Source organism: Porphyrobacter sp. CACIAM 03H1 (assembly GCF_002215495.1).
In the GTDB taxonomy this organism is placed as follows: Bacteria; Pseudomonadota; Alphaproteobacteria; order Sphingomonadales; family Sphingomonadaceae; genus Erythrobacter.
Map to the genome: position 1 here is coordinate 798,769 of NZ_CP021378.1, position 13,922 is coordinate 812,690.

Below are 13,922 nucleotides of genomic sequence, written 5' to 3' on the forward strand. Positions count from 1 at the left end.
GAGGGCGCGCCGCGTCAGCCGGCGGGCGGGATCGGCGGTGTCGTCCAGAACAGCGCCACTTCCTCGCCATATCCGGTCATCTCGTAGCGGGTCAGCGCGATCGGCAGCCGGCCTGCGGCGAGGAAGGCATCGTGGAACTCCCGCAAGCGGAAGGCCTCGCCGAGCTGCGCTGCGCGGTCGGCGAGCAGGGCGTCCATCTGGAGCTTGCCGATGGTATAGGCGACCCCGTAGCCCGGCGGGCGGCGCAGGTAGATCTCGGCATCGACCCGCGCCACGTCCTCGTCGAGCCAGGGGGTGCGCGCGCGCATCGCCGCGACCGCCTCGGCGACGGTCATGCGGTTGTGCTGCATGCCGATATCAACCGGCACGCGGGCGGCGCGGAAGATGCCGAAGAGCTGCATGAACTCGTCGGCGCGCGGGGTGTGACGGGTGCCGCCCGCGAGCATCATCGCTTCCTCGAGATAGGTCGCCCAGCCCTCGGCCCGCCCGCCGTCGCTGTAGCTGCCGCGGATCGGGCGCGTGTCGCGCGCCGCCAGAACGGCATCGAAACGGTGGCCCGGTATCACCGCATGGAGGTGATCGGGGATCGGATCGCGGAACTGGATCTGCTCCCAGAAATTGGGGCCGCCAGGCCGCTCGATATAGGGTGTGTTGGTGCCGAGCTCGCCGACGTAATCGGGGATGGTGACGATTTCCTCCTCAGTGAGGAAGCGGCGCACGGCGGCGTCGGTCACCCTGATCTTTTCGGCCTGCTCGGCGGCGCTGCGCGACAGGGTGAGCTGCGGAAGGTCACGATTGCGATGGCGCAGCAGGGCGAGCGCGGCGGTCATGCGCTCGTGCTCGCGCTCGGCGAGGGTGAGCATCTCGGCGGCGGTCAGCGGGATCATGCGGACATGGCGGATATACCAGTCGTAGCGTTCCGCCCCGACCCCGCCGGGGGCGGTCATGCGCGGCCGTTCGGCCCGCAGCCAGTCGCGAAAGGCGATCACCGCCGCCCGCGCGGCCTCGACATCGGCGACGAGATCGGGGCGCGAGGCACGGCTGCGCGCCAGCAGGTCGTCATACCAGCCGATGATCCCGGCCGGCGGGACCGCGCGATAGGGATGGTAGTGGTTCACCCCGTCGCTGTTCTCGAGATTGTGGATCGCAAGATCGGCGAAATCGCCCGCCACTTCGGTCAGATTCTGCCGCCCCGAGGCGAGCATCGGCGCCACCATCGCAAGCCGCGCGCGCAGCTTGGCGATGTCGGCCTCGCTCCCCGTCACCTCGCTGAAGGCGACCCCCATCAGCGGATCGAGGTAGAAGCCCGGGTCGCGCTTCCACGGGCGCAGCACCTCGAGGTTGAAGCGGTAGCCGTTGAGGATCGACTTGACGGCGAGGTAATCGACCTGTCCGGCGCGCGACCATGTCTTGACCGGCAGGGCGGCGAGCCGCGTCTCGAAGGCCGCCAGCCCCGCCAGCTTGCGGGCCATCAGGTCATCGGCATAGACCTCGCCCACCCGTGCGCCGGAATCCATCACCACCCCTGCGGTGAAGCCGGGGAGCATGTAGTCGCGCAGGTCCTCGTGCAGCGCGAGCAGCGCGTCGTATCCGGGATCCGCTTCCTCGGCGCGGACGGCGCCCGCCCAGAACAGCGCGAAGCCCAGAAACGCCAGGAACCACCGCATAACCCCTCCCCCGCAAACCGCTTGCGATGATGGAGCAGAATGCGCGCTTATCCAAGAGGGTGCCGGAGAGCGCACGACGTCGCGCTGTCACGGCCCCGGGGGACCGTGCGGCGGGACGATGGCTTGTGTCCGGATTGAAATGGTGCGGTCGAGAAGACTCGAACTTCCACGGGCTTTCGCCCACAACGACCTCAACGTTGCGCGTCTACCAGTTCCGCCACGACCGCACTCGGGGTTTGCCGGGGCAGCCAAAGCGCTGGCCCCGCGGTAGGAGCGCGCCCCTAGCAAGGGGTTTGCAGCCGCGCAAGCTCTTTGACGCAGACTTTCTCGCGCGTCCTAGCGCGGCGCCCAGCCGAGGGCCGCACCGGCCGCGCCGGGAGGGATGTTGGCGATCGCCTCGGTCACGGTCACGGTCTCGCCCGGGGCGAGGCGGCGCTGGGAGGGCACCACCACCCAGTCGCCGATATTGCGTTCGCGCCGGTCGCTGAACACCACCAGAACGTTGGGCACATCGAGGCTCTCGCTCGCGGTGTTGGTGATGGTGCCGCGCACGCGGAAGATCACCTCGCCGTTTTCGAGCGGTTCGCGGCGCTGGTCGGCCGCGGGGAAATTGAGCTCGAGCCCCGGGCGCCCGACGCCGAAGGTCGGCCGCTCGAGCGGCAGCCATTCGGGCAGGCCGTAATAGTTGACCGCGACCGCCGTGCCGGTCGCCAGTGCGGCGAACAGGGCGGCGGCGAGCGTCCACATCCTCAGCGTGTTGCGCGGGCGGGTGAAGGGCGCGCGGTAATCGAACTGCGAACCCTCGCCGCCATCCGCGTCCTCGCCATAGCCCTCGTCATCGTCGAAAGGCGGGTCGGGGATGGTCTCGCCGGGCGTGGCCGGGTCGGGGAAGGAGGGGGTCTCGGCAAAGGTCGGCGCCGGTGTCGGCGGCGGAGGAGGCGGGGGCGGTGGGGGTGCCGGCTCCTGCTGGGCGGCGCGACCATGACGCAGGGCCCGCACGGCCAGCGATGCACTTTCGGGCGTATAGCTCGGCGCGCCGGGTTCCGCCGGCGTGCGCCAGTGGCTTACCGAGGGCCCGTCACTTTCGGCTTCGGGTGCCGGGGCGGACGTGGGCGGTGGCGGCGGCGCGGCGACCGGTGCGGGTCGGGGTGCGACGGTGGCGGCGGGCTGGGGAGCCGGCCGGGACTGTTCGGGTTCCGGCCGGGTTGCGGGAGCGGGCGCGGGCGCGGGTGGGGGCGCGGGTTGCGGCTCGGGCGCAGGCGTGGCCGCCGTCTCGAGCGGCTCCTGGAACCAGCTGTGCTTGCACTTGGCGCAGCGCACGGTGCGCCCCTCGCTGCCGATGGCAGCATCGGGCACCGCGTAGCGGGTGCCGCAGGCTGGGCAGGCGATGATCATGTCACACTCGGTGATAGTCCACAGGCCTGCGCAAACAAGAGGAAGCACCCTCGGGGCCCCCATTTACCCGCTGTTTTCCACATTGCGGGGCGTAAATCGGGCATTCCGGACCCCTCCCGGCGATCACCGGCTTTCCCGCCGCGCGCCCCCCTGATAGGTGCGCGGCATGAGCGAGACCCTCGACGGCCACGTGAAATTCGACAATGTCGGGCTGCGCTACGGCACCGAGCCCGAGGTGCTGAGCAATCTCAGCTTCACGCTCTATCCCGGCAGCTTCTACTTCCTCACCGGCGCGAGCGGGGCGGGCAAGACCAGCCTGCTCAAGATGCTCTACCTTGCCCAGCGGCCCTCGCGCGGGGCGATCCGGATGTTCGGGCAGGATCTCGTCACCATGCCGCAGAGCCGCCTGCCGGAGCTGCGCCGCCGCCTCGGGGTGGTGTTCCAGAACTTCCGCCTCGTCCCCTACCTCACCGCCTTCGACAATGTCGCTCTGCCGCTGCGCCTCGCGGGGACGGACGAGAAGAAGGTGGTGAAGGCGGTCGGCGACATGCTCGACTGGGTGGGCCTCGCGCACCGCGCCCATGCCGTGCCGCCGACCATGTCGGGCGGGGAGCAGCAGCGCGTTGCCATCGCCCGCGCGGTGATCGCCCGGCCGAAGATGCTGATCGCCGACGAGCCGACCGGCAACGTCGACCCCGACATGGCACTGAAGCTGCTGCGGCTGTTCGAGGCACTCAACAACCGTGTCGGCACAACCGTGGTGGTGGCGACCCACGATGTGCACCTGCTCAAGAAGGTGCCGGATTCGCTCATCATGCGGCTGCACAAGGGCCAGCTCAGCGATCCCACGGGGGCGCTGCGCTATCCGCCGCGGCCGTCCGCGCCCGTGGGGGGCGGCGCGCCATGAGCTCGCTGCCGCCCCTGTCCGCCGCGCCCGAGGAACCGGCCGAGGATGCGCCCCCCGCGCGCCCGACCGGCCGCGCGGCGGCGCGGCTGCTGCCTCCTACCCGGCTGACCGGGCCGATCCCCTGGGTGATCGCGATCCTGATCGCGCTGGTGGTGATCGCCGCCGCCGGGGGGCTCGCGCTCCGCAACCTTGCCACCGCCGCGAGCGCGGGCCTGTCGAGCGCGGTGAGCGTGCAGGTGATCGAGCCCAACCCCGATCTGCGCCCTGCGCGGGGACAGGCAGCGGTCGCGGTGCTGACCGGGATTGAGGGCGTGAGCGCGGTGCGGCTGGTGCCCGAGGCGGAACTGGTCGCGATGCTCGAACCCTGGCTCGGCCCGGGCGCGGGCGAGGGCGATGTGCCGATCCCGGCGCTGATCGACGTGGATCTCGCCGGCAAGGCGGGCCCCGCCGAGATCGCCCGGATCGAGGCGGCGCTGACCGCGCAGGTGCCTGGCGCCCGGGTCGATGCTCAGGGCGATTTCCTGCGCCCCGTGAACGATGCCCTCGCTGCGCTGCAATGGCTGGCGCTGGGCCTCATCGCACTGGTCGCGCTGGCGACTGCGGCGGCGGTGTGGCTGGCGGCGCGCAATGCCTTTGCCGCCGCGCGCGACACGGTCGAGATCATGCACCTGCTGGGCGCCAGCCAGAGCCAGATCAGCGCGGTGTTCCTGCGCGACGTGTTGCGCGAGGCGGCGGCAGGCGCGCTGCTCGGCACGGGACTGGGGGTGGCGGCGGTTTGGCTGCTTGGCCAGCAGTTCGCCGCTCTCGGCAGCGGCATGGTGAGCGGCGGAGGGCTGATGCTGGCGGACTGGCTGGCGATCGCCGCGATCCCGCTCGCGGGCGTGCTGCTCGCACTGGTGACGGCCCGCATCACCATTGCGCTCGCCCTCAAGGACATGCTTTAGGCGCGTGACGATGATCCGGCGTGCCCTTTCCCTGTTGTTTCTCGCCTGGGCGATCGGCTTCCTGTGGTTCGTGGTGGCCCTGCCCAAGCCGTCCGACGGCGTGACGACCGATGCGGTGATCGTCCCCACCGGCGGCCCCGGGCGGATCGCGCGCGGCCTCACGGTGCTCGAACAGGGGCTGGCGGGCAAGTTGCTGGTCAGCGGGGTCGATCCCGAGGTGCGGCCGCAGGAATTCGCCGCCCAGTTCGGAGTTTCCCCGCGGCAGATGGCCTGCTGCGTGACGCTCGGCTTCGCGGCGGTCGACACCCGCTCCAACGCCGCCGAAACCGCCAAGTGGGTGGCGCAGAACGAGGTGCGGTCCCTGCGGCTGGTGACGACCGACTGGCACATGCGCCGCGCCGCGGGCGAGCTTGACCGGACGCTGCCCGAACACGTCACGGTGATCCGCGACGCGGTGCCCTCGCAGCCCGATCTCGGCACGCTGTTCCTCGAATATCACAAGCTGATCGCGAGCCGCGCGGCGGGTCTGGCCGACCTTTGAGCTGGCTCATCGCCGCGCTGCGCTCGCTCGCCTTCTACGTGCTGTTCTATGGCGGCAGCGTGCTGCTGGTGACCGCCTCGGTGGTGGCGGTGACGGCAAAGCCCGGCTGGCTGCGCGGCATCGTCGGGCGGTGGGGGCGCTGGCACCTGTGGTGCGTCGAGAAGGTGCTCGGCATCAAGGTGGTGCTCGACGGGACCTTGCCCGAAGGCCCGGTGCTGATCGCGGTCAAGCACGAGGCGTTCTTCGAGGCGATCGACACCCCGCGCCTGTTCGCCTTCCCCGCCGTCTTCGCCAAGCAGGAACTGTTCCGCATCCCGGGCTGGGGCTATTCCGCGCTGGTTTACGGCCTCATCCCGGTGGCGCGGGAAGAGGGCGCCAAGACCCTGCGGCAGATGCTGGCGACCGCGAAGGAGCGGGTTGAACAGGGCCGCCCGCTGGTGATCTTCCCCGAGGGCACCCGCGTCCCCGTGGGCACCCGTCCGCCGCTCCAGGCGGGGTTCGCCGGGCTCTACAAGCTGCTCAGGCTGCCGGTGGTGCCGATCGCGGTCGACAGCGGCAGGCTCTACCACGCGGTCGTCAAGCGCCCGGGGCGGATCACTTACAAGGTCGGCGAGACCATCCCCGCGGGCCTTCCGCGCGAGGAGGTCGAGGCGCGGGTGCACGCGGCGATCAACGCGCTCAACGGCTAGAGGCCGGGCGGGCGGACAGGCGGACGGTCAGCGCGCGGAAGCCGACGTGCCGCACGAGCGCGCCGAAATGCTCCTCGCCGCGCACCTGCGAGACGATGGCAATGTCGGCGGTCTGTTCGGCCAGCTGCCGGATCAGCGCGCGCAGGATCGCGCGGGCCTGCGCCGCGCCGAGGCAATTGTGGTGCCCGCTGCCGAAGCCGAGATGCGGGTTGGGCATCCGGTCGAGCCGGATTTCCTCCGGCGCATCGAACACGGTCTCGTCGAAATTGGCCGAGGCCCAGCACAGCGAGACCCGCGTATCGGCGGCGACGGCATGGGGGCCGACGGTCGTGGGCCGCGGGCACACGCGCCCGATATGGGTGAGCGGCGAGGTGTAGCGGACGAATTCCTCCACCGCCGCCGCGATCCGCCGGGGCTCGGCGCGCAAGCGTTCGAGCGCCGCGCGATTGCCCGCGAAGTAGGCGATGATCTCGGCGATCGCGGTGATCACCGTGTCGCGCCCGCCGGCGAAGGCGAGGTTGGCGATGCCGGCCATCTCGTCCTCGGTGAGCGGGCGGCCGTCGAGGCGCATGCGCGTCATCGCCCCGAACAGATCCGCGCCCGGCGCGGCGCGCGCGGCGGCGATCCGCTCGCGGATGTAGCGGTCGAGCACCGAGCCCTTGGCGGCGCTGTCCGGCCCGTCGTGGAAGACGTGGACGCCCCAGCCGATCCATTCCTTCGCCGCGCTTTCGGGCATGCCGATGAGGTGGGTGAGGGCGGTCGACTGGAGCGGCAGGGCGAAACCGCGCACGATCTCTACCTCGCCCGCCCCCACCAGCGGCGCGAGCAGGCGGGCGACGAGGTCTTCGATCCGGGCCGCGTATTCCGGCGCGGCGGGGCGCATGAAGATCGGCTTCAACAGATCGCGCGCCGCCTTGTGCAGCGGGGGATCGGCCTCGATCGGCAATTGCCTGATGCTGCGCACCCCGGTCTCTTCCGGGATCGGCACCCGGCAGGGCGCGTCGGAGCTGAAGGTCTGCCATTCCTTCGCCGCCCGGCGCACCGCGCGGTGGCCGAGGATCATCGGGATCGGCTCGCCGTCGAACTGGGCAAGCAGCACGCCCTCGCCCCGGCGCGCGGCGGCGAAGGGGTCGCGCTCCGCCGGGTCGGTCGCGGCAGGCAGCGGGGCGGGGTCGGGCAACGTGGTCACGCCCGCTCTGTGCGCGAAGCCGCCCCGCTTGTAAAACGTGATCCGCGCCGCGAGAGGTGCCGTGCCGGTCCATCATCGCACCAGGCGAGATCAGGGTGCGGCGCATCGCGCTCCGCTTCGCGGCGCCCTAGAGCCGGGCGCAGCCCGCCGCGCGATCACTCTCCGTGTTCGCGTCCGAAATCGGGGCGGCGATCGTCCTGCCCCTGCTCGATCACCGCGCGGCGGATCGCGCGGGTGCGGGTGAAGAGGTCGAACAGCGCCTCGCCATCGGCCGATCGGATCGCGCGCTGCATCGCGGTGAGGTCCTCGACGAAGCGCCCGAGCATCTCGAGCACCGCGCCCTTGTTGCTGAGGAAGACGTCGCGCCACATCACCGGATCGGAGGCGGCGATGCGGGTGAAATCGCGGAAGCCCCCGGCGGAATACTTGATCACCTCGCTCTGGGTCACCTCCTCGAGATCGCTGGCGGTCCCGACGATGGTGTAGGCGATGAGGTGCGGGATGTGGCTGGTGACCGCGAGCACGAGGTCGTGGTGCGCCGCGTCCATGATCTCGACCCTGGAGCCGAGCGCGGTCCAGAAGTCCGACAGCGCCGCGACCGCCGCCGGGTCGGCGCCCTCGGGCGGGGTGAGGATGCACCAGCGCCCGGCGAAGAGGGTAGCGAAGCCCGCGTCCGGCCCGCTCTGCTCGGTCCCGGCGACGGGGTGGGCGGGGATCACGCAGGCGCCCGGCAGCGCCTCGGCCAGCGCGCTTGCCACCGCCGCCTTGGACGAGCCGACGTCGCTGACGATCGCGTGGGGCGCGAGACCCGGCGCGATCGCCCGCGCGGCATCGCCCATCGCGCCGACGGGGACGCAGAGGATCACGAGGTCGGCACCGGCGACGGCGGCTTCCGCCGTCTCGCAGACCGTGCCCACCAGTCCGCGCTCGGTCGCCCTTGCGCGCACGGCCGGGTCGCGGTCCCAACCGGTGGTGACGATCCCGGGGCTGCGCGCCTTCGCCGCCAGCCCGATCGAGCCGCCGAGCAGGCCGAGGCCGATGATCGCGACCCGCGCGATGCTCATGCCGTCTCTCCGCACAGCCGGCGCAGCGTGGCGATGACGTCGGTGGTTGCTTGCGTCGTGCCGATGGTGATGCGCAGGGCGTTCGGCAAGCCCTGGCTTGGCAGGTGGCGCACGGCGTATCCGGCGTCGGACAGCGCCTCGAGCGCCTGTGCGGCCGTCACGTCGCCGTCGAAATGGACGAGCAGGAAGTTGGCCTCGCTCGGCGGTGCCGAGATCCCGTGATTGCCGAGCATCGCGATGGCGTCGGCCAGTCGTTGCCGCTCCGTCGCGTTGTGGTTGCGGCTGCGTGCGACGAAAGCCTGGTCGCCCAGCGCCGCCAGTGCGGCCTTCTGCCCGCTCACCGAGACGTTGAACGCGCCCCTCAGGCGGTTGACGAGATCGATCAGGTGCGCCGAACCGGTGACCCAGCCAACCCTCTCGGCGGCGAGGCCATAGGCCTTTGAGAAGGTGCGGCTGACCAGCACGTTCTCGTGCGCTGCGGCGAGGGCAAAGGCCTGGGTCTGGAAGGCCGGGTCGACATATTCGCCATAGGCCTCGTCGATAACCAGCAGCACATCGCCGGGCAGGCCGGCGTGGAGGCGGGCCACCTCGGCGGGCGGCAGGAAGGTCCCTACGGGATTGTTCGGGTTGTCGAGCAGCACCACGCGGGTGCGCTCGGTGACGGCGGCGAGGAGGTTGTCGACGCTCGCGCCATAACCCTCGGGCTCGGCGAAGACCGGGGTTGCGACGACCTTCTGCGCGAGCAGCGGATAGAGCGAGAAGGAGTAGCGCGACATGAGCACTTCGTCGCCCGGCCCGGCCAGCGCTTGGACCGCGCAGTGGAGCAGCTCGCCAGAGCCGGTGCCGCACACGATCAGCGCGGGATCGAGCCCGTGAACCTCGGCGATCGCGTCACGCAAGGCGCGCGCATCGGGATCGGGGTAATCCGCCGGGTTGTGCCCTTCCGCCAGCGCAGCCAGCGCCGCAGGACTGGAGCCCAGCGGGTTCTCGTTGGCCGAAAGCTTGGTCAGCGGCTTGCCGCTCGCCGACTTCGACTTGCCGGGCACATAGGCGTGGATCTGCGCGATCCAGGGCTTCGGTTCGGGTCTTGCGATAGTCATCGTGATGCGCCGCTTGAAGAAAAGGCAGTGCTTCGACAAGCTCAGCACGGGCGGATTTTGCGAAAAGTTTCGTTAGCCGTTCGCCCTGAGCTTGTCGAAGGGCCGTTTTTCCGCTTTCGCAACTTTCGCATGAACGCCGCCCCGCCCGTCTCCCCGGTCTACCGCGTCCCCCACCCCCTGCCGCTCGACAGCGGGCAGGTGCTCGAGGCCTGCGAGATCGCCTACGAGACCTATGGCACGCTGGCGGCGGACAAGGGCAACGCCGTGCTGGTGTGCCATGCGCTGACCGGCGACCAGTATCTCGCCAGCCCGCACCCCATCACCGGCAAGCCCGGCTGGTGGGAGCGGATGGTCGGCCCGGGCAAGCCGATCGACACCGACAGGCACTTCGTGATCTGCGCCAATGTGATCGGCAGCTGCATGGGATCGAGCGGCCCCGCCAGCCTCGCCCCGGACGGACAGCCCTATGCGATGCGCTTCCCCGTCATCACCATCCGCGACATGGTGCGCGGATTGGTGGCGCTGCTCGACGGCCTCGGGATCGCGCGCCTGCACGCGGTGGTCGGCGGGTCGATGGGCGGGATGCAGGCGCTGAGCCTCGCCGCCAACTGGCCCGAGCGCGCGGCGCGGGTGCTGGTGATCGCGTCCACCGCGCGGCACTCGGCGCAGAACATCGCCTTCCACGAGGTCGGGCGGCAGGCGATCATGGCGGACCCGGCGTGGAACGGCGGCGACTACTACGCGGGCGACGCCAAGCCCGACAACGGCCTCGCCGTCGCGCGCATGGCGGCGCACATCACCTACCTCTCCGAAGCGGGGCTGACCGAGAAGTTCGGGCGCCGGTTGCAGGACCGCGAGGCCAAGGGCTTCGGCTTCGACGCCGAGTTCCAGGTGGAAAGCTATCTCAGGTATCAGGGCAGCGGCTTCACCCGCCGGTTCGATGCGAACAGCTACCTCTACATCACCCGCGCGATGGACTATTTCGACATCGCCGAGGAGCACGGCGGGAAACTGGCGGACGCTTTCGCGGGCACCGAGGCGCGCTTCTGCATCGTCAGCTTCGATACCGACTGGCTCTATCCCACCGCCGAGAGCCGCCACATCGTGCACGCGCTGAACGCGGCGGGCGCGAAGGTCAGTTTCGTGGAACTGTCGGCACCGCACGGCCATGACAGCTTCCTGCTCGAACACGACCAGCTCGACCGGGTGGTGAAGGGGTTCGTGGAATGAGCGGGCTGGCGCAGGGCTACCGGCTGGAGACCGATCCGTCGCGCTTCGACCGGGCGCTGATGCACGAGGTGCTGGCGAACAGCTACTGGGCGCAGGGCCTCACCCGCGAACGGATGGACCGTGCTGTCGATCATTCGCTGTGCGTCGCCGCCTTCCACGGCGCGGCGCAGGTCGGCTTCGCCCGCGCGGTCAGCGACCGGGCGCATTTCGCCTGGATCGCCGACGTATTCGTGATCCCGGAGCATGGCGGCAGGGGTCTTGCCCGGGCGATGGTCGGCCACCTCCACGATCACCCGGAACTCGCCGGGGTGCGGCGCTTCCTGCTCGTCACCCGGGACGCCGACGGGGTCTACGAGAAACTGGGCTATGGCGTGCCCGACGACCTGTCGTGGTTCCGCCAGTATCGCCCGGAAAGCGGCTGGCGATGAGGAGCCCCGTACCCTCCCTGCGCCCCGACCTAGCCGCGATCGCCGCCCATGTCGCGCCCGGCAGCCGGGTGCTCGACATCGGCTGCGGGGACGGGGCGCTGATGGCTGTGCTCGAAGCGGAAAGCGGCTGCGATGCGCGGGGAATGGAACTCGACGGTGCGCTGGTCGAACGCTGCGTCGCGCGGGGACTTTCCGTGGTGCAGGGCGATGCCAATCTCGACCTCGCCAACTACCCCGACAAGGCCTTCGACTACGCGATCCTCAGCCAGACCCTGCAGACCGCGACGCGGCCCGACCTGATGCTCGACGAGCTGCTACGCGTGGGCCGGCGCGCCTTCGTGTCGTTCCCCAACTTCGCCCACTGGCGCACCCGCGCGGCGCTGATGTTCGGGGGGCGGATGCCGGTGACCCGCGCCCTGCCGGTCAGCTGGTACGAGACCGAGAACATCCACCATGTCACGGTCGAGGACTTCCGCGATCTCGCACGGCTCAAGGGCGCGCGGATCGAGCGGGCGTGGTTTTTCGCGAACGAGAAACAGATCGGCGCGCCAGCGGCTAACTGGCGCGCCGAGTTTGCTGTCTTCGAGTTGAGTCGTTAGGCCACCTTCGGTGGCGCAGACCCGCTCGCATCAGCGAGCGCGCACGATCAGCCCGCCCGGTGCAGGGCGCAGAGCTTGTGGCCGTCGAGGTCGAGCACGTAGCCGAGGTTCAGCGTGCCCATCGCGCCCGTGCGCGGTCCCGGCGGGTCCTCGATCGACTTGCCGCCCGCAGCCACGGCGGCATCGTGGAAGGCCTGCACCTGTTCGAGGCTGTTGCAGGCAAAGCCGATGGTCGACCCGTTCGAGCAGGTCGCGGGCTGATCGTTGATCGGCTCGCTGATCGAGAACATGCCCCCGTTGTGCATCCAGAAGGCGCGCTTGTGGCCGGTGGCGGCAACGTTGATCATCCCCGGGCCGGCGCCGAGCACGCCGAGCACGCTGTCGTAGAAGGCCTTGGCGCGGTCGAAATCGCTGGTGCCGACCATGATGTGACTGAACATGGATTGGTGTCTCCTCTCATAGGACAGGTTGCGGATTAGGACGGAACTTGCCCGCCCGCAATGCGGATTCCGGTAGCCATTGGTTCAGGTGACAGGGCATACGAAGGGCCATGCTCACGCCTCTCCTCGCCGCTGCGCTCGTGCTTCAGGAAGCGCCTGCCTATCCCGAACCAGTGCCGCCGAAGCAGGGCGCCGATGCGATCGACGATCTCCCGATCGAACAGGCCGCCGCGGTGCGCTGTGCGATCGCCTATGCCACGGTCAGCCGTTGGCAGAAGGCGGGCGATACGCGCGGGAGCGCCTATCCCGATGCCGAGGCGCAGGGCGGGCGCGAGTTCTTCGTGCAGGTCATGGCCAAGCTGATGGACGCCGGGGTGACACGCGAGAGCATCGTCATGATGACGACCGAGGCTGCGGCCCGCAACGACACCCCCGAAGGCGCCGAGCGGATCGCGCAGATGATGCCCGTCTGCGAGCTGATGAAGTCGGCTGCGGGGCTTTAAGAGAGCGGACATATCCCCCGCGCGCCCATGATCGGGCGCTGGATTCCCGCCACCAAACGAGGCATGGAACGGGCCACCATGTGGCTCCTTTACCAATTCCCGCTCTGCCCTTTCAGCCGCAAGATCCGGCTGCTGCTGAGCGAGAAGAACATCCCCTTCGATCTGGTGCGCGAGGACCCCTGGGCGGCCTCGGACCTGTTCTTCAATCTGAACCCGGCCGGGCGCACGCCGGTGATCGTCAATGCGGAGAAGAACATCACCATTCCCGACAGCCGCGCGATCGCGGAGTATTTCGAGGAGACGGTGGACCGCAACCCGATGATCAACGGCACCGCCACCCAGCGCGCCGAGATCCGCCGGCTGGTTGCGCTGTTCGACGAGAATTTCTACGCCGATGTCACCGCGCCGCTGCTGTCCGAACGCATGAAGAAGCGCATCCTGCGCCAGCCGCCCGACAGCGGCGCGCTGCGCAACGCGATGAAGATGGCGCACGGGCATCTCGACTACCTCGACTGGCTGATCGACAACCGCCCGTGGGTGGCGGGATCTACCATGAGCCTCGCCGATCTGGCGGCGGCGGCGCAGATCTCGGTCGCGGATTATCTCGGCGGGATCGACTGGTCGGGGCACGAACAGTCGCGCGGCTGGTATGCCGTGTTCAAGAGCCGCCCGAGCTTCCGCCCGCTGCTGACCGAGCGGATGGATACGATCAAGCCGCCCGCGCATTATGCGCTGCTGGACGGTTAGGTAACGAAAGAGGGCTCGCTTGCGAAATGGCACTCCCGGGCCGATATTGGCCCGACGAGAGAGGTGACACCATGACCGACGATCCCCGCAGCCTGACCGACGCCGAGTGGCGCGCAAAGCTCACCCCGATGCAGTATCACATCCTTCGCGAGGCGGGGACCGAGCGCGCCTTCACCGGCGAATACGACAAGTTCTACGACGAGGGCGAATATCACTGCGCCGCCTGCGGCACGCAGCTGTTCTACAGCACGGCCAAATACAATTCCGGCTGCGGCTGGCCCGCCTTCACCCGGCCTGCCGATGACGAGGTGATCGAGGAGCACCGCGACACCTCCTACGGCATGATCCGCACCGAGGTGCGCTGCGGCAAGTGCGGCGGGCATCTCGGCCACGTCTTCCCCGACGGCCCGCCCGAACAGGGAGGCCTGCGCTACTGCATCAATTCCGCCGCGCTGATCTTCACTCCTGCCGGCGGCTGA

General features: G+C 69.8%; 16 protein-coding genes and 1 tRNA gene. 10 read left to right on the forward strand and 7 right to left on the reverse strand.

The features are described 5' to 3' along the window. Window positions 1-14: 14 nt before the first annotated feature. The 3 genes from CBR61_RS03895 to CBR61_RS03905 form a co-directional block, all read right to left on the reverse strand. Complete coding sequence (locus CBR61_RS03895) at window positions 15-1,667, reverse strand: DUF885 family protein (protein WP_088913178.1); 1,653 nt, start codon at window positions 1,665-1,667, stop codon at window positions 15-17. A 140-nt stretch (window positions 1,668-1,807) separates the two neighbouring features. Next, a tRNA-Leu gene (locus CBR61_RS03900) sits at window positions 1,808-1,894 on the reverse strand. A gap of 109 nt (window positions 1,895-2,003) precedes the next feature. After that, complete coding sequence (locus CBR61_RS03905; RefSeq protein ID WP_088913179.1) at window positions 2,004-3,062, reverse strand: zinc-ribbon domain-containing protein; 1,059 nt, start codon at window positions 3,060-3,062, stop codon at window positions 2,004-2,006. Window positions 3,063-3,228: 166 nt separating this feature from the next. Here CBR61_RS03905 and ftsE point away from each other — a divergent pair, with 166 nt between their 5' ends. From ftsE to CBR61_RS03925, 4 genes are read left to right on the forward strand one after another with little or no spacing between them, the layout of a single operon-like run. Beyond that, on the forward strand, window positions 3,229-3,969 hold the full coding sequence (ftsE, locus tag CBR61_RS03910) for a cell division ATP-binding protein FtsE (protein WP_088913180.1): 741 nt from the start codon (window positions 3,229-3,231) through the stop codon (window positions 3,967-3,969). Further along, entirely contained in the window at window positions 3,966-4,913 is a 948-nt protein-coding gene (locus CBR61_RS03915; protein ID WP_088913181.1) for a cell division protein FtsX, read from the forward strand. The genes ftsE and CBR61_RS03915 overlap by 4 nt, the downstream gene beginning before the upstream one ends. 10 nt (window positions 4,914-4,923) lie before the next feature. After that, window positions 4,924-5,454, forward strand: a complete 531-nt coding sequence (locus tag CBR61_RS03920; protein WP_088913182.1) for a YdcF family protein — start codon at window positions 4,924-4,926, stop codon at window positions 5,452-5,454. Further along, window positions 5,451-6,143: a lysophospholipid acyltransferase family protein gene (locus tag CBR61_RS03925; protein WP_233996843.1), complete on the forward strand. Its 693-nt coding sequence runs from the start codon at window positions 5,451-5,453 to the stop codon at window positions 6,141-6,143. The genes CBR61_RS03920 and CBR61_RS03925 overlap by 4 nt, the downstream gene beginning before the upstream one ends. On the opposite strand, the gene CBR61_RS03930 is transcribed toward CBR61_RS03925, so the two are convergent. The 3 genes from CBR61_RS03930 to CBR61_RS03940 all read right to left on the reverse strand — a co-directional run bounded on the left by CBR61_RS03930 (window position 6,133) and on the right by CBR61_RS03940 (window position 9,496). Further along, entirely contained in the window at window positions 6,133-7,332 is a 1,200-nt protein-coding gene (locus CBR61_RS03930) for a cytochrome P450 (RefSeq protein ID WP_157696485.1), read from the reverse strand. The genes CBR61_RS03925 and CBR61_RS03930 overlap by 11 nt on opposite strands. A 155-nt stretch (window positions 7,333-7,487) precedes the next feature. Beyond that, window positions 7,488-8,396 (reverse strand): prephenate/arogenate dehydrogenase family protein, encoded by a 909-nt coding sequence (locus CBR61_RS03935; RefSeq protein WP_088913184.1) that lies wholly within the window; start codon window positions 8,394-8,396, stop codon window positions 7,488-7,490. Continuing rightward, a complete protein-coding gene (locus CBR61_RS03940; protein ID WP_088915445.1) occupies window positions 8,393-9,496 on the reverse strand; it encodes a pyridoxal phosphate-dependent aminotransferase in 1,104 nt (367 codons plus the stop codon). The genes CBR61_RS03935 and CBR61_RS03940 overlap by 4 nt, the downstream gene beginning before the upstream one ends. A 129-nt stretch (window positions 9,497-9,625) precedes the next feature. Here CBR61_RS03940 and metX point away from each other — a divergent pair, with 129 nt between their 5' ends. The 3 genes from metX to metW are packed head-to-tail and all read left to right on the forward strand — an operon-like array spanning window position 9,626 to window position 11,753. Further along, window positions 9,626-10,726 (forward strand): homoserine O-acetyltransferase MetX, encoded by a 1,101-nt coding sequence (gene metX / locus CBR61_RS03945; RefSeq protein ID WP_088913185.1) that lies wholly within the window; start codon window positions 9,626-9,628, stop codon window positions 10,724-10,726. Next, window positions 10,723-11,154, forward strand: a complete 432-nt coding sequence (locus tag CBR61_RS03950; RefSeq protein WP_088913186.1) for a GNAT family N-acetyltransferase — start codon at window positions 10,723-10,725, stop codon at window positions 11,152-11,154. The genes metX and CBR61_RS03950 overlap by 4 nt, the downstream gene beginning before the upstream one ends. Continuing rightward, window positions 11,151-11,753, forward strand: a complete 603-nt coding sequence (gene metW, locus CBR61_RS03955) for a methionine biosynthesis protein MetW (RefSeq protein ID WP_088913187.1) — start codon at window positions 11,151-11,153, stop codon at window positions 11,751-11,753. Before CBR61_RS03950 ends, metW begins: the two co-directional genes overlap by 4 nt. Window positions 11,754-11,800: 47 nt before the next feature. Here metW and CBR61_RS03960 read toward each other — a convergent pair whose 3' ends face one another. After that, window positions 11,801-12,193, reverse strand: a complete 393-nt coding sequence (locus CBR61_RS03960; protein ID WP_088913188.1) for a VOC family protein — start codon at window positions 12,191-12,193, stop codon at window positions 11,801-11,803. A 110-nt stretch (window positions 12,194-12,303) separates the two neighbouring features. Here CBR61_RS03960 and CBR61_RS03965 point away from each other — a divergent pair, with 110 nt between their 5' ends. From CBR61_RS03965 to msrB, 3 genes are all read left to right on the forward strand, one after another. Then, entirely contained in the window at window positions 12,304-12,696 is a 393-nt protein-coding gene (locus CBR61_RS03965; protein WP_088913189.1) for a hypothetical protein, read from the forward strand. Between the two features lie 78 nt (window positions 12,697-12,774). Beyond that, window positions 12,775-13,443 (forward strand): glutathione S-transferase family protein, encoded by a 669-nt coding sequence (locus CBR61_RS03970; RefSeq protein ID WP_088915446.1) that lies wholly within the window; start codon window positions 12,775-12,777, stop codon window positions 13,441-13,443. A 71-nt stretch (window positions 13,444-13,514) separates the two neighbouring features. Continuing rightward, entirely contained in the window at window positions 13,515-13,922 is a 408-nt protein-coding gene (msrB, locus tag CBR61_RS03975; RefSeq protein WP_088913190.1) for a peptide-methionine (R)-S-oxide reductase MsrB, read from the forward strand.